Source organism: Enterobacter cloacae complex sp. P17RS (genome assembly GCF_014895885.1).
Lineage (GTDB): Bacteria > Pseudomonadota > Gammaproteobacteria > Enterobacterales > Enterobacteriaceae > Enterobacter > Enterobacter bugandensis.
In genome coordinates this window covers 350,137-369,012 of record NZ_JADBQK010000003.1, presented here as the reverse complement: position 1 = coordinate 369,012, position 18,876 = coordinate 350,137, and the positions used below count along the sequence as shown (strand labels likewise).

At 56.9% G+C, this 18,876-nt stretch carries 18 protein-coding genes; 13 read left to right on the top strand and 5 right to left on the bottom strand.

The window, feature by feature from the left end:
* Positions 1–2 precede the first annotated feature (2 nt).
* Positions 3–1,094: an alkylhydroperoxidase domain protein gene (locus tag IM265_RS02700; protein WP_193030721.1), complete on the top strand. Its 1,092-nt coding sequence runs from the start codon at positions 3–5 to the stop codon at positions 1,092–1,094.
* Positions 1,095–1,100: 6 nt separating this feature from the next.
* Here the strand turns inward: IM265_RS02700 and araJ are convergent, their stop codons facing one another.
* Positions 1,101–2,276: an MFS transporter AraJ gene (gene araJ / locus IM265_RS02695; protein WP_193030723.1), complete on the bottom strand. Its 1,176-nt coding sequence runs from the start codon at positions 2,274–2,276 to the stop codon at positions 1,101–1,103.
* Positions 2,277–2,440: 164 nt separating this feature from the next.
* Between araJ and ppk2 the strand changes: the two genes are divergently transcribed.
* From ppk2 to IM265_RS02680, 3 genes are all read left to right on the top strand, one after another.
* On the top strand, positions 2,441–3,259 hold the full coding sequence (gene ppk2 / locus IM265_RS02690) for a polyphosphate kinase 2 (RefSeq protein ID WP_045630464.1): 819 nt from the start codon (positions 2,441–2,443) through the stop codon (positions 3,257–3,259).
* Positions 3,260–3,361: 102 nt separating this feature from the next.
* Entirely contained in the window at positions 3,362–3,550 is a 189-nt protein-coding gene (locus IM265_RS02685) for a type II toxin-antitoxin system CcdA family antitoxin (RefSeq protein ID WP_045260590.1), read from the top strand.
* Positions 3,550–3,873, top strand: a complete 324-nt coding sequence (locus IM265_RS02680) for a CcdB family protein (protein ID WP_047368614.1) — start codon at positions 3,550–3,552, stop codon at positions 3,871–3,873. Before IM265_RS02685 ends, IM265_RS02680 begins: the two co-directional genes overlap by 1 nt.
* A 48-nt stretch (positions 3,874–3,921) precedes the next feature.
* Here IM265_RS02680 and fdnI read toward each other — a convergent pair whose 3' ends face one another.
* From fdnI to fdnG, 3 genes are read right to left on the bottom strand one after another with little or no spacing between them, the layout of a single operon-like run.
* Positions 3,922–4,578: a formate dehydrogenase-N subunit gamma gene (fdnI, locus tag IM265_RS02675; protein WP_193030725.1), complete on the bottom strand. Its 657-nt coding sequence runs from the start codon at positions 4,576–4,578 to the stop codon at positions 3,922–3,924.
* Positions 4,571–5,455, bottom strand: a complete 885-nt coding sequence (fdxH, locus tag IM265_RS02670) for a formate dehydrogenase subunit beta (protein ID WP_136485731.1) — start codon at positions 5,453–5,455, stop codon at positions 4,571–4,573. Before fdxH ends, fdnI begins: the two co-directional genes overlap by 8 nt.
* An 11-nt stretch (positions 5,456–5,466) precedes the next feature.
* Positions 5,467–8,514, bottom strand: a complete 3,048-nt coding sequence (gene fdnG / locus IM265_RS02665) for a formate dehydrogenase-N subunit alpha (RefSeq protein WP_193030727.1) — start codon at positions 8,512–8,514, stop codon at positions 5,467–5,469.
* A 221-nt stretch (positions 8,515–8,735) separates the two neighbouring features.
* Here fdnG and yddG point away from each other — a divergent pair, with 221 nt between their 5' ends.
* Both yddG and IM265_RS02655 read left to right on the top strand, forming a co-directional pair.
* Positions 8,736–9,614, top strand: a complete 879-nt coding sequence (gene yddG, locus IM265_RS02660; protein ID WP_028013255.1) for an aromatic amino acid DMT transporter YddG — start codon at positions 8,736–8,738, stop codon at positions 9,612–9,614.
* Positions 9,615–10,090: 476 nt separating this feature from the next.
* Positions 10,091–11,200 carry a porin OmpC gene (locus tag IM265_RS02655; RefSeq protein ID WP_028013256.1) on the top strand — a complete coding sequence of 370 codons (1,110 nt, stop codon included), beginning with the start codon at positions 10,091–10,093 and terminating at the stop codon, positions 11,198–11,200.
* 55 nt (positions 11,201–11,255) lie between these two features.
* On the opposite strand, the gene IM265_RS02650 is transcribed toward IM265_RS02655, so the two are convergent.
* Positions 11,256–12,200 carry a LysR substrate-binding domain-containing protein gene (locus IM265_RS02650; protein WP_028013257.1) on the bottom strand — a complete coding sequence of 315 codons (945 nt, stop codon included), beginning with the start codon at positions 12,198–12,200 and terminating at the stop codon, positions 11,256–11,258.
* Positions 12,201–12,370: 170 nt separating this feature from the next.
* Between IM265_RS02650 and IM265_RS02645 the strand changes: the two genes are divergently transcribed.
* Genes IM265_RS02645 through IM265_RS02615 form a run of 7 tightly spaced genes read left to right on the top strand, consistent with a single transcriptional unit; the run spans position 12,371 to position 18,821 of the window.
* Entirely contained in the window at positions 12,371–13,321 is a 951-nt protein-coding gene (locus IM265_RS02645; RefSeq protein ID WP_045260595.1) for a branched-chain amino acid ABC transporter permease, read from the top strand.
* Positions 13,322–13,329: 8 nt separating this feature from the next.
* Entirely contained in the window at positions 13,330–14,436 is a 1,107-nt protein-coding gene (locus IM265_RS02640) for a branched-chain amino acid ABC transporter permease (protein ID WP_193030729.1), read from the top strand.
* Positions 14,433–15,200: an ABC transporter ATP-binding protein gene (locus IM265_RS02635; protein WP_136485724.1), complete on the top strand. Its 768-nt coding sequence runs from the start codon at positions 14,433–14,435 to the stop codon at positions 15,198–15,200. Before IM265_RS02640 ends, IM265_RS02635 begins: the two co-directional genes overlap by 4 nt.
* Entirely contained in the window at positions 15,193–15,912 is a 720-nt protein-coding gene (locus IM265_RS02630) for an ABC transporter ATP-binding protein (protein WP_193030731.1), read from the top strand. Before IM265_RS02635 ends, IM265_RS02630 begins: the two co-directional genes overlap by 8 nt.
* A 28-nt stretch (positions 15,913–15,940) precedes the next feature.
* Positions 15,941–17,098: a branched-chain amino acid ABC transporter substrate-binding protein gene (locus IM265_RS02625; RefSeq protein ID WP_041909827.1), complete on the top strand. Its 1,158-nt coding sequence runs from the start codon at positions 15,941–15,943 to the stop codon at positions 17,096–17,098.
* Positions 17,099–17,115: 17 nt separating this feature from the next.
* On the top strand, positions 17,116–17,598 hold the full coding sequence (locus tag IM265_RS02620) for an L-2-amino-thiazoline-4-carboxylic acid hydrolase (protein ID WP_048999756.1): 483 nt from the start codon (positions 17,116–17,118) through the stop codon (positions 17,596–17,598).
* Entirely contained in the window at positions 17,595–18,821 is a 1,227-nt protein-coding gene (locus tag IM265_RS02615; RefSeq protein ID WP_193030733.1) for a Zn-dependent hydrolase, read from the top strand. Before IM265_RS02620 ends, IM265_RS02615 begins: the two co-directional genes overlap by 4 nt.
* The last annotated feature ends 55 nt before the right edge of the window (positions 18,822–18,876 follow it).

Sequence of the window (18,876 nt, the reverse complement as noted above, 5' to 3'; positions counted from 1 at the left end):
CTATGTCATTAAGTCAGGACATTCTCGCCGAGCTGGCGGAAATTAAACCCGGTTCCCCTCTGGCAGAGGCGCGCACCACCCGGGACGCCGCCACGCGCCACGCCCAGGGCAGCTACGAAGTCTTATTTACCAAGCAGGATAGCGATTTTGCGCTGGACGAGCGCTTCGCCGTCGCGGCAAAAGTCGCCAGGTGGCACAACGCGGAGGCGCTGGCCGCGCACTATGCGGGGTTTGGCCTGGCCGACCCGACCTCAGACCGTCTGACCCCGGCGCTGAATTTCGCGCGTCTGCTGACCTTCTCACCCGTTGAAGCCACGCCGACATCGTTAAAGGCGCTGATCCAGGCGGGTTGGAGCAAGGAAGGCATTGTTACCCTGGCGCAGCTTGTTGCGTTTGTCAGCTTTCAGAGCCGACTCGTCGCCGGGCTGCGGCTGCTAAATGACAAGCCGGTGGTGGCAAGCGATGCGCCGGTGGCGGCAGGCATCTGGCATACAACCGCAACCACGGTCTCCGGGAAGACGGCTCCCGTCGCGTTCACCCAGCAGGAGCTGGGCTGGGAGCCGTGGATCGACGCCAAACCGCTGGCGGACTTCCGTGATGACGAAGTTGCCGTTCTGGCGAAATTTGGCCATACCGATTCCGACTACTTCCGCCTGCTGGGGCGCAACCTGCCGGTGCTTGAACAGCGCACGTTAACGGATAAAGGAATTTTTTATACACCGGGGGGATTACCCCGCGCCGAGCGCGAGCTGGCCGCAACGGTAGCCAGTAAAATCAACGGCTGCATCTACTGCGCCTCTGTCCATGCGCGTAAAGCCAGCCAGCTGTCAAAGGATGACGCGGCGGTAGAGGCCCTGCTGGCCGTGCGTCCGGGACAGTCCCTGAGCGAGGGGCAATCTGCGCGCTGGCAGGCGGAAATTAATTTTGCGGCAGCGCTGTCGGTTACCCCGCCTGCCGCCACGCCGCTGCACCTCGCCGCTCTGGAAAAAGAGGGGCTGGACACCTTAGCCCAGCTGGACCTGGTGCAGTCCGCCGCGTTCTTCGCCTGGGCCAACCGCCTGATGCTGACGCTGGGTGAGCCCTGGCTTGCCTGAATGCAATCAGGCTAGCGCGCGAGCGTTAGCCTGAGCCTGTCTGGCCCGCAGGTAACCGTAGATCAACAGCGCGCTCATGGCCGAGAACGAGAGGAACGCCGCAGGCAGCGTGACGTAGCGCCAGCTAAAGCCGAGGGTAATCATCATCCCACCAAAGTACGCCCCGATCGCGCTGCCGAGATTAAACGCCATCTGCCCTCCGGCCGCCCCCAGCATCTCACCGCCCTTCGCATTTTGCAGAAGCAAAATTTGCAGCGGTGCAGAGAGCGCAAACAGCCCGGCACAGCAGATAAAGCCCATCACCAGCGAGGCCGTTTTCAGTTCGCCCAGGGCGAAAAGCAGCAGCAGCGAGGCGACAATCACCATATCGGTGATGGCCGCAATGCGCAGCGGGCTAAAGCGCCCCGAGAGTTTGCCACTCAGCAGATTGCCCAACACCATGCCAAGGCCCATCAGCATCATGATGGCCGTCATCATCCCTTCGGAAAAGCCAGAAACGTTGACCATAAACGGCTTAACGAAGCTGAACCACGCGAACACGCCAGCATTGCCAAACATGGTGGCGGCAAAAATCAGCCAGGGTTCCGGTTTCTTCAGGAAGTGGAACTGCTCGGACAATTTGATTTCTGATTTGTCATGGATGTCCGGCACCCAGAGCAGAACCGAGAGGATAACCAGCGCGTCGAACGCAGCAATCAGGAAAAAGGTATAGCGCCAGCTGAACTGGTGCCCCAGCCAGGTGCCGAGCGGGACGCCCACCAGGTTGGCCAAGGTCATCCCGGCGATCATCCCGGCCACCGCGACCGTCACTTTCCCCGGAGGTGCAATTTTGGAGAGGATTATCGCCCCGACGCCAAAAATGGCCCCGTGCGGAAAACCGGAGATCAAACGCCCCAGCGCCAGCCAGAAATACGACGTAGAAAACGTAAACAGGGCATTTCCGACTGCGCACATGGCAACCAGAAACAGCAGCGTCGTTTTTAACGAGAACTTGCCGGAGAACAGCGCCACAATCGGCGCGCCAATCACCACGCCGAACGCATAAAACGAGATCATATTCCCGGCGGAAGGAATCGAAATGCCGGTGTCGTGCGCCAGCTCGGTTAACACCCCCATAATGCCAAATTCAGCCATACCCAGGCCAAATGTGCCAAGCGCCAACGAAAATATTGTCTTTTTCATGCCTCAACCACCGGTTAATCATTCGCGAGGGCATTATTAAATAATCTTGTATGGTGAGCCAGTTCAAATCAGCTGGCTGACACGTTAATCCATTAATTCAGGTGGATTACACTTCATAGTGCGGCCTCGCTTTTTCCACGCCGGACAACCTGAGGATGACAATCATGGGAAGCAAAAAGAAAACCCCTGTCGCTGTTGATGTCGTATCGAATGCCCCCCTTAAGACCAAAGAGTATGAAAAAGAGCTCCGCCGCCTGCACGTCGAACTGGTTAAGCTCCAGCAGTGGGTCGTCGCCAAAGGATTGAAGGTGTGCATTGTTTTTGAGGGACGCGACGGCGCCGGCAAAGGCGGCACCATTAAAGCGATCACCGAGCGCGTCAGCCCCCGCGTGTTTCGCGTTGTAGCGCTTCCTGCCCCAACGGATAAAGAGAAAAGCCAGCTCTACTTCCAGCGCTATGTGCCTCACCTGCCCTCGGCGGGTGAAATCGTGATCTTCGATCGCAGCTGGTATAACCGCGCGGGCGTGGAGCGAGTGATGGGGTTCTGCACGGAGGAACAGGCGGAGAAATTTTTAGACGGCGCGCCGGTTATGGAAAAAGCGATGGTCGATGCCGGAATTATCCTGCTGAAATACTGGCTGGAGGTGACGCCGAAAGAGCAGGAGCGGCGCCTGCGCGACCGCATCAACGATGGGCGTAAGATCTGGAAGCTGTCGCCGATGGATATTAAATCCTTTAACCTTTGGGACGAGTACACCCGCGCGCGCGACGCCATGTTTGAAGCCACTGACACCGCCTGGGCACCGTGGTTTGTCGCGCGTTCTGAAGATAAAAAACGCGTCCGTCTGAATATTATTTCGCATCTGCTTTCGCAGATCCCGTATAAAGAAATTCACGTCGACAAGGTGGATTTACCGAAGCGCAAAATCGGCAAAGTTAAACCCACAAAATACCCGTTCCGTTATGTAGAGGAGCGATTCTGATATAATTGGAAGGCGGCTCGCAGAATATAGATTACCAGGGGATACAGTATTGTTTTTTGTTGGCGGCGGTTGATAATGACCGCACCAACAAAGGAGATAACGATGAAACATACCACAGAAGCAGAGCTGGGCCAGAACATCACATCGCGTAAGCCCTTGTGTCATGCAGAACAAAACTCAACCAGGCGGCGGCAGCCATCAGAAGAGGATCGTGCATTTATACGGGCAATGAATGATTTTGTGGAGAAACACGGAACCATCACTGATGATGAGTTTTTCAGGGTGCTTTAATGCTGAGACAATTTAATGTTTACCGTAATACATCTGCGGCTACAAGGGACAAACTTCCCTATTATATGCTCATTCAGGATGATTGTTATGATGATCTTGCCACACGCGTAATTGTACCGCTCGCGAGAAATAATAAGTTGCCGTTATGGCAAAGCCATCTGGCTCCGGGGATAAATATCGACTTTGAAACGTTTCTGATTTATTCACCGATGATAACAAACATTAACAACAATAAAATCAACCCTAAAGACTTTGTTTGTAATTTACGCAACGCACGTCATGACGTTATAGCGGCAATTGATCGTTTATTGACTAACACATGAAGGCCCGCGCAAGCGCAGCGCCGCCGGGCAGAGCCGACGGCGCAGGTCTTACTTCATTCCTTCCGTACTTTCCTGTTTCGCCTCCAGCCGTTCCACATCACGATACCAGCGCGGGTGATGTTTCTGCGCCCAGCGGCGGCTCACCTTCCCTTCAATCATCCCTTTGATCGACCCTTTTACCCAGAACGCCATATACATATGGATCAGGATGGCATGAATCAGGATGATGGCAGACGTCGCGTGAATTAGCAGCGCGTAACGCACCACCTGGATCGGGAAGTACTGTGCAAAATACGGACGCCAGATCATCACGCCTGTCACCAGCAGCACAAAAATCATGCTCATGATGGTCCAGAACATCATCTTCTGTCCGGCATTGTATTTCCCCACCTTCGCGACTTTATGCTCGTTACCCTTGAGGACTTCGATAATCCCTTTCACCCACGGAATGTCCTGCTTGTCTGGGATGTTGTGGTGGACAAAGCGCACGAACATAAACATCAGCACCAAGAAAATCAGCACGCCGAAGAACGGGTGCAGAATGCGCCCCATCTGCGGCGTACCGAAGGTTTCCGTTAGCCACTGCAGCGTCGGGAAGAAGAACGAAATGCCGGATACCGCCACCAGGAAGAAGCAAATGACCACCGTCCAGTGACAGGCGCGATCGACAAATTTGGTGCGCACTATCATTTTCGACTTACTCATGATGCTCCTCCTCGTCGTCATCCACCTCTTTATTCGGGCCGATACCGATGTAGTGATAAATCAGCCCCGCAAAGGTGGCGATAAAGCCCGCCGCTGAGAGCGGTTTAAGCGCCCCTTTCCACAGGTTGATGGAGGTATCGATCGCCGGATCTTTCGGCAGGTTGTGATACAGCTCCGGCTGGTCGTTGTGATGCAGCACATACATCACGTGCGTGCCGCCTACGCCCTGCGGGTTGTAAATGCCTGCCTTGTCGTAGCCGCGCGCTTTCAGCTTCTCCACGCGCTCTTGCGCCACGTCGAGCATCTCTTTTTTGGTGCCGAAGTGGATCGCACCGGTCGGACAGGTCTTCACGCACACAGGCTCCTGCCCGACGCTGACGCGATCGACGCACAGCGTGCATTTGTATACCCGGTTATCCTCTTTATTGAGGCGCGGGATATTAAATGGACAGCCCGCGATGCAGTAGCCGCAGCCGATGCAGTTATCCTGCTGGAAGTCGACGATCCCGTTGGCGTACTGAATTATCGCACCGGCAGACGGACACGCCTTCAGGCAGCCCGGATCTTCACAGTGCATACAGCCGTCCTTGCGGATCAGCCACTCCAGCCTGCCGTTCTGGTCGGTTTCGCTAAAGCGCATCACCGTCCAGGATTTGGCGCTCAGATCCGCCGGGTTATCGTAAACCCCGACGCAGTGCCCCACCTCGTCGCGGATATCGTTCCACTCCGAACAGGCCACCTGGCAGGCCTTACAGCCCACGCAGGAGGAGACGTCGATAAGCTTGGCGACTTCAGCCTTGTAGTCCCGCGCGCGAGGCGCGGGGGTAATCGGGTTAGTCGCGGAGCGTTTAATAATGTCTTGTGTTTCCATCGCCATTTAATCGCTCCTTACGCTTTCTCGATGTTGACCAGAAACGCTTTGTACTCCGGCGTTTGCGAGTTGGAATCGCCGACGTTTGGCGTCAGGGTGTTGGCGATATAGCCTTTCTGCGCCACCCCTTCAAAGCCCCAGTGCAGCGGAATACCGACGGTTTCCACCTGCTGGCCGTGCACGTTCAGACTTTGCAAACGACGGGTCACCACCGCCACGGCGCGAATAAAGCCGCGCTTGCTGCTCACCTTGACGCGATCGCCGTTGGCAATGCCTTTCGCCTTCGCCAGCGTTTCGCTTATCTCCACAAACTGTTCCGGCTGCGCGATGGCGTTAAGCCGCGCGTGCTTGGTCCAGGTATGGAAATGCTCGGTCAGGCGGTAGGTCGTCCCCACGTACGGGAATTTGTCCTTTTTGCCTAAGCGCAGCACGTCCTCTTCGTAGATGCGCACCACCGGGCTTGAGACCACGTTCGGGTGCAGCGGGTTGGTCCCCAGCGGCGTTTCCATCGGCTCGTAGTGTTCCGGGAACGGCCCTTCTGCCAGCTTGTTGAGGGCGAACAGGCGCCCCAGCCCTTCCGGCTGCATGATGAATGGCCCGGTGTTGCTGCCCGGCGCGGCGGTGCTGTAGTCCGGAATGTCGTTCCCCGTCCACTTCGCCCCGTTCCACTGGATCAGCATCCGTTTCGGATCCCACGGCTTGCCGTTCACGTCGGCGGACGCGCGGTTGTACAGCACGCGACGGTTCAGCGGCCACGCCCATGCCCAGCCCAGCGTGTTGCCCAGGCCTGACGGGTCAGCGTTATCGCGGTTCGCCATCTGGTTACCCTGCTCCGTCCAGCTGCCGGTGTAGATCCAGCAGGACGATGCCGTGGTACCGTCGTCACGCAGCAGCGCAAAGCTGTTCAGCAGCTGGCCTTTCTTCGCCACCAGGCTACCGTTGGCGTCGTAGAGATCCGCCAGCGCCACGCCGTTGTTCTCTTTCGCGACTTCCTCAGACTCAGGACGATCCGGCTGCTTGTAGTGCCAGTTCATCTTCAGCAGCGGCTCAGCGCCTTTGCCGCCTTCGGTGCGGTACATTTCGCGCAGACGATGATAAATGCCGGCCAGAATTTCGCCGTCGTTACGCGCTTCGCCCGGTGCATCCTGCCCTTTCCAGTGCCATTGCAGCCAGCGGCCGGAGTTGGCAATAGAGCCGTCCTCTTCCGCAAAGCAGGTGGACGGCAGGCGGAACACTTCGGTCTGAATCGACGCCGGATCGACATCGTTGGATTCCCCGTGGTTCTGCCAGAAGGTGGAGGTCTCGGTCACCAGCGGATCGATAACCACCATGTACTTCAGCTTGCTCAGGCTGCGCACGACTTTGTTTTTATCCGGGAATGACGCCACCGGGTTAAAGCCCTGGCAGATATAACCGGTGACGTCGCCCTTATCCATCATGTTGAAATACTTGATGACGTCGTAAGCCTGATCCCACTTGGGCAGCCACTCAAAGCCCCAGTCATTCTCCTTCTGCGCCGCGTCGCCGTAGAAGGATTTCATCAGGCTGACGTAGAACTTCGGATAGTTGCTCCAGTAGTTCACCTGGTCCGGCAGCGTTGCTTTTGGCGTATTAGCTTCAAGATACGCTTGCAGACTGGCCTGCTTTTCCGACGGCAGCGTCAGGTAGCCCGGCAGGCTGGTGGAGAGCAGGCCGAGATCGGTTAAGCCCTGAATGTTAGAGTGTCCGCGAAGGGCGTTCACGCCGCCACCGGCCATCCCCATGTTGCCGAGCAGCAGCTGGATCATCGCCATGGTACGGATGTTCTGCGCGCCCACGGTGTGCTGCGTCCAGCCCAGCGCATACAGGAACGTGGTGGTTCTGTCAGCGGCGCTGGTGGAGGCCAGCACCTCGCACACCTTCAGGAAGTCCGCTTTCGGCGTGCCGCAGATGTTCTCCACCACGTCCGGCGTATAGCGGGAAACGTGTTGCTTCAGCAGGTTCCACACGCAGCGCGGATGCGTGAGCGTTTCATCCCGCATCGCATAGCCGTTTTCATCGAACTGATAGTTCCAGGACGTTTTGTCGTACTGGCGTTTTTCAGCGTCATAGCCGCTGAACAGCCCGTCATCGAAGGCAAAATCATCCCGCACCAGCAGGTTCGCATTGGTGTAATGCTTAACGTAGTCCGCGTTAATTTTGTTGTTTTCGATCAGGTACAGCAGAACCCCGGAGAGGAACGTAATGTCCGTACCGGAACGGATTGGCGCATAGATATCGGCCACCGATGCCGTACGCGTGAAGCGCGGATCGACGACGATAAGCGTCGCATCGTTGTTGTTTTTCGCTTCCATCGCCCAGCGGAACCCCACCGGATGGGCCTCAGCGGCGTTACCGCCCATCACCACCACGACGTTCGCATTTTTGATATCAACCCAGTGGTTGGTCATCGCACCGCGACCAAATGTTGGAGCAAGACTTGCTACCGTTGGTCCGTGTCAGACGCGCGCCTGGTTATCTACCGCCAGCATGCCGAGCGAGCGCACAAATTTTTGCGTTAGCATGCCGGTTTCATTGCTGGCCGCCGAGGCACACAGCATGCCGGTGGAAACCCAGCGGTTGACCGTCACGCCCTGCGCGTTCTTTTCAATAAAATTGGCGTCGCGGTCGGCTTTCATCAATGTTGCAATACGGGAGAAGGCCTCATCCCAGGAGATACGCTGCCATTTATCAGAACCCGGCGCGCGGTATTCCGGGTAGCGGAGGCGGTTTTCGCTGTGGACATAGTCCAGCAGTCCCGCCCCTTTCGGGCACAGCGCCCCACGGCTCACCGGATGATCCGGATCCCCTTCAATATGGTAAATCGCTTCTCTGGCGTTCTTCGCGCCATCGCCCAGGCTATACATCAATAGCCCACAACCCACGGAGCAGTATGTGCAGGTGTTACGGATCTCTTTCGCACGCAGCAGCTTATAGTTGCGTGCCTGAGCCAGCGCCATTTTGGGAGCAAATCCCAGCATTGCGGCTGTGGTTCCGGCCATACCGCCCGCGCAGATTTTGAAAAATTGTCTGCGGCTGACGTCCATTGTTGTCCTCGTTATCTGATAAGACTTCGCGCCGCAAACTAACATTAAAGCCCCTGTTTTTTTTGCGTCAAATCAAGGTCGCCTGACGTCGCCCCCTTAATAGTCACCGCTGCCGCGTTTGAATACCCCTTAAGGGTTAAACACGTAAGAGAATAATTCGCGACAGGGTCAGAATTAATGCTATACATTTTCCCTTTGATTTTATTAGCGATGAAAACGTAATGGACAGAAAGAGAGCAACGCTCACGGGGCTGGCGGCGATACTGCTATGGAGCACAATGGTGGGCCTGATTCGCAGCGTAAGCGAGGGGCTGGGGCCCGTCGGCGGCGCGGCGATGATTTACACCCTCAGTGGGTTATTGTGCCTGGTAACGGTAGGATTTCCTGATATTAAACGTTTTTCACCCGGGTATCTTATTGCAGGCAGCGTACTGTTTGTCAGTTACGAAATTTGTCTGGCGCTGTCGTTAGGCTATGCCGCCACACGAGCGCAGGCCATAGAAGTCGGTATGGTTAATTATCTCTGGCCGAGCCTGACGATCGTCTTTGCTATTTTATTCAACGGACAGAAATCAACGCTGTGGGTCGTCCCCGGTTTAGCTATCGCTCTGCTCGGCGTGTGTTGGGTATTAGGAGGTGAGCAAGGATTACACATTGATGAAATAATCCGCAATGTCGTCTCTAATCCCCTTAGCTATACGCTTGCTTTTGCCGGAGCATTTATCTGGGCCGCCTACTGCACCGTAACCGCCAAATTTGCCAAAGGGCAAAACGGTATTACCCTCTTTGTTTTGCTCACTGCGCTGAGCCTGTGGGTGAAATATACTATTAGCGATCAGCCAGAAATGGTGTTCAGCTTTCCGGTTATCGTGAAGCTCGTTATGTGCGGCATTGCGCTTGGGTTTGGCTATGCAGCATGGAATATTGGCATTCTGCACGGTAACGTCACGGTGCTGGCTGCCGTATCCTATTTTACTCCCGTGCTCTCCGCCGCGCTTGCAGCCGTGCTGCTAAGCTCCCCCCTCTCTTTTTCGTTCTGGCAGGGCGCGCTGATGGTCTGCGCCGGGTCATTGCTCTGCTGGTACGCTACACGAAAATAGGGTTCAGATTTATGCCGGGTTCGATTAAATCCGGCAGAAAAATTAACATAAATTTAATATGTGATCACATCGTAATATATTAATCAGAACATTAGTGCATTTGTTGATGTTCTGTTTATATTATCTTCCTTCGTCAATTCCCCCGACATCAAATTGACATAACCTGACACCGCTGCGTAACTACTTCCCTGCGAATATTACCGCTATTAATAACACGAAATGCAATAATATTCGCCATCATGGTTGCCAAAAAAATCAACTCACTCTGATTAAATAATCGCCGCAACATTTTATTCAGCCGTCATTAATCCGATCTCGATCACACTAAATGAAATTATTACTCATATTTTGAAACTTATTATTGAAAGACAACTACAAGATTTTTAAAAATAGCACGCCGTTGACGAACAGCCTCGTTAAGAAATCGCTCGCGATGGTTCAGGAAATACTGAAAAAAATTATAAGGAATATTTAAGATGAAACTTAAATTAGTTGCAGTGGCAGTCACTTCCATGTTGGCAGCAGGCGTTGTAAACGCAGCTGAGATTTATAACAAAGACGGTAACAAGCTGGATCTGTACGGTAAAGTGACAGGTCTGCACTATTTCTCTGATGACGCAGGCGCAGACGGCGATAAAACCTACATGCGTATCGGCTTCAAGGGTGAAACCCAGGTTAACGACCAGCTGTCCGGTTACGGCCAGTGGGAATACCAGATTCAGGGTAACAAGGACGAAGGCGACAACCAGTCCTGGACCCGTGTGGCCTTCGCAGGTCTGAAGTTCGCTGAAGCCGGTTCATTCGATTACGGTCGTAACTACGGCGTGATTTACGACGTGACCTCCTGGACCGACGTTCTGCCAGAATTCGGCGGTGACACCTACGGTGCCGACAACTTCCTGCAGTCTCGTGCAAACGGCGTGGCAACTTACCGTAACCAGGACTTCTTCGGTCTGGTTGACGGCCTGAACTTTGCCCTGCAGTACCAGGGTAAAAATGGCAGCGTAAGCGGTGAAAACACTAACGGCCGCAGCCTGCTGAACCAGAACGGCGACGGCTACGGCGCGTCTCTGACTTACGATCTGGGTGAAGGCTTCAGCGTCGGTGGTGCAATGTCCTCTTCCCGTCGTACCGCTGACCAGAATGCAGCTGGCGTATACGGTGAAGGCGACCGCGCTGAAGTGTACAGCGGCGGCGTGAAGTACGACGCGAACAACGTTTACCTTGCCGCGCAGTACTCTCAGACCTATAACGCAACCCGTTTCGGTACCTCTAACGGTAACCGCAGCGACATCTACGGCTTTGCAAACAAAGCGCAAAACTTCGAAGTTGTGGCTCAGTATCAGTTCGACTTTGGCCTGCGTCCATCCATCGCTTACCTGCAGTCTAAAGGTAAAGACATCGAGAACTTCGGCGACCAGGATCTGGTTAAATACATTGATGTCGGCACCACCTACTATTTTAACAAAAACATGTCCACCTACGTGGATTACAAAATCAACCTGCTGGACGACAACCAGTTCACTCGCCAGGCAGGTATCGGTACCGACAACATCGTGGCGCTGGGTCTGACCTACCAGTTCTAAAATCTTGTTTGTCAAAAAGCCAGCGTAACACGCTGGCTTTTTTTATCTTCCGCTTTTACCCGACAGACAACTCCCCGCCTGCCGCCCGACGCAGCCAGGTTTGCAGCAGCTTGCCGTCTTCGGTCATCTCTGAATCTGAGCGCACGCAGAGGTAATAATCGCGCCCGTCATCAATCGGTAAGTCAAATATCTTGACCAGCTCGCCGCTCTCAAGATATGGCGCAATCAGCGGCTCACGCATGAGCGCACATCCCAGCCCTGCCTGAACGCCCGCCAGCGTCAACAGCCCGTCTTCAAACAGCGGGCCGCTGCGCCGGAGTGGACGTTTTACCCCCTGCAACAAAAACCACTGCGTCCAGCTAGTACGTTCTTCATCGTGCAGCAGCGGCATTTGCAGCAGCTGTTCAGGCGTGTCGATATGGCCATGAACGCGCAAAAACGCGCGGCTGCATACCGGCACCATCTGGCCGGAAATTAGTTTTTCACTCTGATACCCCGCCCACTGCCCGTTACCAAAACGAATCGACATATCCGACGCGTCGCTCAGATAGTTACGGTGGTTGGCATACACCACGTTGATCTCGGTTTGGGGATTGGCGCGCATGAACGCAGGCAAGCGCGGGATAAACCACCCCATACCAAAAAGCGGAATCAGACTGATGGTGACCTGACGCGTTTGCGCCTGCTCCGCCAGATGCTCCGTCGCCTGGCGCAACACGTTAAAGGCCGCACGGATCGAGCGGTAATATTCCCGCCCGTGCTGGCTCAGCACCAGCCTTCGTCCCTGACGTTCCGTGAGCGGCATTTGCAGGTATCCTTCGAGCACCTTGAGCTGATGGCTGACGGCCGACGGAGAGATATCCAGCTCCTGCGCGGCCAGCGTGACGCTCCCCAGCCTGGCGATGGCCTCGAATGCACGTACGGCCCGAAGCGGCGGATCGTTTGCCAGGCGGCTCTCTGCAAACGCCGTCAGGCTCGCCAATTGTTCTGTTTTATTCATATGTTGATTTCTTTAGGCTTTTCACCCAAAAGCAGGCATTAACTATTTTCATTTAAATCATAAACATAAAACAATATTTATTTATCATAAGAAATAATAGATGTGTATTTTACAATTTAATTCATTTATTGGATGGTAGCCGCAGAACGAGCACTTTGCGGGTACAGACGTTGGATACACTCATACAACAACTGATCAACGGTGTGATGCTGGGAAGCATCTACGCGCTGATCGCGCTGGGCTATACCATGGTGTATGGCATTTTGCGCATTATTAACTTTGCCCACGGCGATATTCTTATGGTCGGCGCGCTCACCACGCTCTCCGCCATTAACGCCCTGAACAGCACCTTCCCGCATATGCCGCTGCTGTTGCAGCTCGGCGTTGCCCTGATGATTGCCATGGCCGTTTGCGCCCTGCTGGCCATGGCCGTGGAGCGCTTTGCCTACCGTCGACTGCGCAACGCTCCGCGCCTGGCGCCGCTGATCTCGGGTATCGGCGTCTCCGTCCTGCTGCAAACCGTGGCGATGATTATCTGGACGCGCAACCCGCTGATGTTTCCGCAGATCTTGCCCATGGATCCGATTACCGTGACGTCAGGAAGTGAAATGCACCCTCCCGCCATCGTGACCGTTACCGGTATTGTCACCGTGGCGCTGGCGCTGGCGGTGATGACCGGGCTCTGGCTGCTGGTGGAATACACCCGCCTGGGGCGCGGCATGCGCGCCGTGGCGGAAAATCCGCGCGTGGCCACGCTGATGGGGGTTAACCCAAACGCCATTATCACCCTGACGTTTGCCATTGGCGGGGCGTTTGCCGCGCTGGCAGGCGTAATGATGGCGAGCAACTACGGTAACGCCAGCTTCTCGATGGGTTTTTTACCCGGGATCAAGGCCTTTACCGCCGCCGTGCTGGGGGGCATTGGTAACATTCGGGGTGCCATGATTGGCGGCATCCTGCTCGGCATTATCGAAGCGCTGGGCGCAGGCTACCTGGGTGAACTGACCCACGGTGTATTTGGCAGCAACTATCAGGATGTCTTTGCCTTTATGGTGCTGATCCTGGTGCTGGTCTTCCGTCCGGCTGGCCTGCTGGGCGAGCGCGTAGCGCACAGGGCGTAAGGAATACCATGACAACACTTCAAATTCAGGCCCCGACGACGACGCGCAAATTCTGGTCAGGCATGAGCCTGTTCTGCCTCGCGCTGCTGATTGCGCCCGTGGTGGCCACGCAGCTCGGCGGCAACTACTGGGTGCGCGTTATCGACTTCGCCCTGCTCTACATCATGCTGGCGCTCGGGCTCAATATTGTGGTCGGCTATACCGGCCTGCTGGACATGGGCTTTATCGCCTTTTACGCCGTCGGCGCCTACCTCGCGGCACTGATGGCTTCTCCACACCTGCTGGAGGTGTTTCCGATCCTCGGCGTCTGGTTCCCGGATGGGCTGCACACCTCGTATCTGCTCATTATTCCGCTGGCGGCTCTCGTGGCGGCAGTCTGCGGGATTTTACTCGGTGCGCCCACGCTGAAGCTGCGCGGGGACTACCTGGCGATAGTGACCCTCGGCTTTGGCGAAATTATCCGCATCCTGATGCGCAACCTCGACCGTCCGGTAAACATCACCAACGGCGCAAAGGGCATTACCGGGGTGGATACGCTGAAACTGTTCGGCCTGAAGTTTAGCGGCGTCTACCACTGGTTTGGTTTCAAAGTGCCCGCCCTGTGGCTGTGGTACTACCTGCTGATGCTGGTGATTGTAGCGATTATTTTTGTCTGCCTGCGCCTGCAGCATTCCCGTATTGGCCGCGCCTGGCACGCCATCCGCGAGGATGAAGACGTGGCCCGCGCGATGGGCATCAACGTGCGTAACTATAAGCTGCTCGCCTTTGCGATGGGCGCCTCCTTTGGCGGCATAGCAGGTGCGCTGTTCGGCGCGTTTCAGGGCTTTGTCTCCCCGGAATCCTTCACCTTACAGGAATCGATTGCCGTACTGGCGATGGTGGTGCTGGGCGGTATGGGGCACATACCGGGCGTGATCCTGGGCGCGGTACTGCTTACCGCCCTGCCGGAACTGCTGCGCAGCCAGGCAGCGCCGGTTCAGCAGGCGCTGTTCGGTACGGTACTGATTGACCCGGAAGTGCTGCGCCAGCTGTTTTACGGTCTGGCACTGGTGCTGGTCATGCTGGTGCGCCCGTCAGGCCTCTGGCCGGTACGCCACAAGGAGGTGAAGGCATGAGCCTGTTAACCGTACGCAACATGTCAAAACGCTTCGGCGGTCTGACTGCCGTAGATGACGTTTCGATTACCGTGAACAGGGGGGAAATCTACGGGCTGATTGGCCCCAACGGCGCGGGAAAAACCACCTGCTTTAACCTGATCACCGGGCTTTATCCGGCGGACAGCGGTGAGTTTTCGATTGCCGATAAGCCCTACTTCCCAAAGCACATAGAGAAAGTCACCGCCGCCGGGATTGCCCGCACCTTCCAGAACGTGCGCCTCTTCAACGAGATGTCGGTGCTGGAAAACGTGATGGTGGGCCGCCACGTGCGCACCCGTAACGGCCTGTGGGCCGCGCTGAGCCGCCATAAACGCGCCCGCGAGGAAGAGAAGCAGACCCGCGAACTGGCCTGGCACTGGCTGGACTATACCGGCATTGCGCAGTTCGCCCACTATCGCGCCTGCGATCTGGCCTATGGTCATCAGCGTCGCCTTGAAATCGCCCGCGCGCTGGCGACGGATCCGCTGCTGCTGGCGCTGGACGAGCCCGCCGCAGGAATGAACGCGGCGGAAAAAGTGGCGCTCGGCGATCTGCTCATCCGCATCCGCGATGACGGCAAAACCCTGCTAATGATTGAACATGACGTCAAGCTGGTGATGGGCATCTGCGATCGCCTGACGGTGCTTGATTACGGAAAAACGCTCGCCAGCGGTACGCCGGAAAGCGTGCGGCGCGACCCGGCAGTGATCGCCGCCTGGCTTGGAGGTAACGCCCATGACTGAAATACTGAAGGTAGAACGTCTGGACGTGCATTACGGCGGCATTCAGGCCGTACGCGATGTCTCCTTTACCCTGCACGAGGGCGAACAGGCTACGCTGATCGGCGCTAACGGCGCGGGTAAAAGCTCCACCGTGCGCGCCATTACCGGGCTGGAAAGCTTTAGCGGCAGTATTGAATTCAGCGGTAAGCCGGTCCGTAAACAGAGCCCGGAGACCCTGCTTCGTGACGGGCTGGTCATGGTCCCGGAGGGCCGCGGGATCTTCTCCCGCATGACGGTACTGGAAAACCTGCAGATGGGCGCCTGGCTAAGACGTGACACTGTCACCATTAAGCGCGAGATGAACGAGATTTTCGAACGTTTCCCGCGTCTGGGCGAGCGCCAGCATCAGCTTGCCGGGCTGCTGTCCGGCGGCGAGCAACAGCTGCTGGCCCTTAACCGCGCCCTCCTCAGCCGCCCGCGCCTGCTGATCCTCGACGAGCCGTCGATGGGCCTTGCCCCGAAGATGGTCGAGAACATATTTGCCGTTATTGCCGGGCTGCGCGAGCGCGGCGTCGCCCTGCTGCTGATCGAACAAAACGCCCGGCTCGCGCTGGAAGTGACCGACAGCGCGTGGGTGATGGACAGCGGCAGCATTGTTCATCATGGCGAATCGACAGCGCTGCTTCACGACGACCAGATTGCACACATTTATTTGGGCGAAATACCCGTTTAACCACACCAGCCAACATCAGGGAAATACAATGAAAACAGTAAAAATCAGTGCGCTCAGCGCAGCTATTCTGCTCGGCGGTCTTGCCTCAACGTCCTCGTGGGCCGCCGACGGCGAAACCGTGGTTATCGGTCTGGCAGGCCCGCTCACCGGCCCGTCCGCCCGTATCGGGAAAGATCTGGAGAACGGCGCGCAACTGGCCATTGACGACATTAACAAGCAGCATCCGACCATCGGCGGCAAAGCGGTCACCTTCAAACTGCAGTCCGAAGACGATCAGTCTGACCCGCGCACTGCCGTAGCCGTCGCGCAGCGTCTGGTGGACAGCGATGTGGCGGGCGTGGTCGGCCACTGGAACACCGGCACCAGCATTCCAGCGGCCCGCGTTTATCACGATGCAGGCATCGCCCAGGTGGCACCGGTCGCGACCGGTCACGCCTATACGCAACAAGGTTTTGATACCAGCTTCCGCGTGATGGGACACGACGATGACGGCGGCCAGCTCGCCGGTCAGTACGCGGTTAACACCCTGAAAGCCAAACGCATTGCGGTAATCGACGACCGTACCGCCTTCGGTCAGGGGCTTGCAGACCAGTTTATTAAATCGCTGGAAGCCCAGGGCGTGAAAATTGTCGACCGTCAGTACGTGGATGACAAAACGGTCGATTTCAGCGCCGTGCTGACCGCCATCCGCAGTAAAAACGCCGATCTGATCTTCTTCGGCGGCGTCGACAGCCAGGCCGCACCGCTGGCTCGCCGCATTAAACAGCTGGGCATGAATGCCACGCTGATGGGCGCAGGCGGATTCGTCAGCCAGACGTTCCTGAAGCTGGCGCAGAAAGAAGGCGAAGGCGTTGTGGCGCTGGAGCCGGGCCTGCCCGTTGACCAGATGCCGGGTGGAAAGGCATTCGAACAGGCCTACCAGGCCCGCTACCACACCCATATCGAACTGCACGCCCCGTTCGCCTATGACGCCACCCGCGTGCTGGTTGCGGCGATGGAAAAAGCAGACTCCGTTGAGCCATCAGACTATCTGCCCGCCCTGCGCGCCATCAGCTATTCCGGCGTTACCGGACAGATCGCGTTTGATAAAGAGGGCAACCTGAAATCGCCGTCGTTCACGGTCTATAAGGTTGTCGACGGCAAATGGCAGCCGCAGACCGTGCTGGGCGGTGCAAAAGCGAAGTAACGCAGCGAGGCAATGTGATGAGTGATAATAATGAGCTGGGCATTCTCGCCCGCCGCAAAATTGAAGCTGAAATTATTAAGCCAATTTATGAAATCCTGGTGCGCGAGATAGGGAAAGCCCGCGCCCAGGCGGTGATTGGCGAGGCCATTGAGCAGGCCGCGATTGATGCTGGTAAAGGGTTTGCCAGCAAAGAACCCAACGGCGCGAACATCAAGAGCTTTATCGCCCTGCAGTATCTGTGGGAGAAAGATAACGCCCTGGACGTGAAGGTGATCGACGCTGACGACCAGCAGTACAACTACAACGTAACCCGCTGTCGCTACGCGGAGATGTACCACGAGATGGGGCTGGGCGAGATTGGTCATCTGCTCTCCTGCGCGCGCGATGAAAAATTCATCGTTGGCTATGCGCCGGACGTAGAGCTAACCCGCACCACGACCATTATGCAGGGCGGTGCGTGCTGTGATTTCCGCTACCGCAGCGGTAAGGACAAGTCATGATCCGCGTCAACGCCGAACGGCTGTGGTCAACGCTTGAGATGATGGCGCAGATCGGCGGCACGCCCGCCGGTGGCGTCACCCGTCTGGCACTGAGCGAGGAAGATCGTATTGCGCGTAACCTGCTGCGCGACTCGGCGCTGGACGCCGGTTTTACCTGTGACGTCGACAGCATGGGCAATATGTTTATCCGCCGCGCCGGGAAAAACCCGCAACTCGCGCCAGTCATGACCGGTTCGCACGTGGATACCCAGCCGCTGGGAGGGAACTACGACGGCGTTTACGGCGTGCTGGCCGGGCTGGAGCTGCTGCGCACCCTCAATGACCATCACCTTGAGACGGAGCGTGACATCGTGCTGGTCAACTGGACCAACGAAGAAGGCGCGCGCTTTGCGCCAGCCATGCTCGCTTCAGGGGTCTGGACGGGGCAATTTAGCGAAGCGTACGCCCATGCCCGCGCGGACAGCGACGGTATCAGCGTGGGTGAAGCGCTGGAAAGCATCGGCTACCGGGGTGAAGCCCCTGCCCGCGCGTTTCCGGTTCACGCCTGCTACGAGCTGCACATCGAACAGGGCCCGATTCTGGAAGACGAAGCCCTGGATATCGGGTTAGTCCGCGCGGCAATGGGCCAGCGCTGGTTTACCCTGACGCTGGACGGGTTTGCCGCCCACGCGGGCACCACGCCGATGCACAGCCGCCGAGACGCGCTGACCGCGTTCTCGGAGCTGGCGCTGAAGGTGGAGGAGATTGGCTATCGGCACGCGCCGGACGGACGTGCGACCATCGGTATGGCGCAGGTTACGCCAAACTCGCGCAACGTCGTCCCGTCTCGGGTGGTCTGCAGCGTGGAGTTTCGCCATCCGGCGCTGACGGCACTGGAAGCCATGGAGGCGGCGCTGCATAAGGTGGCTGAAAGCCTGAGCCTGCGCGGCGTGGCGGCTGTCGTTGAGCGCATTTTTGACTACGCCCCCATCGCGTTTGATGCCGAATGTCTGGCCCGCACGGAGAAGGCCGTGGCGGAACTGGGCTACTCGGCGAAACCGATGGTCTCCGGCGCGGGACATGACGCCTGCTATGTCAGTAAAATTGCCCCTGCCAGCATGATTTTTATCCCCTGCGTGAAGGGCATCAGCCATAACGAAGCGGAAAGGATCCTGCCAGAATGGTCGGAGAAAGGGGCGAACGTGCTGTTGCACAGCGTCCTGTCCGCGGCCCAGGAAAAATAAACCGGGTGGCGCGGCTCGGACAACCGCGCCCGTAGGCCCGGTAAGCGCAGCGCCA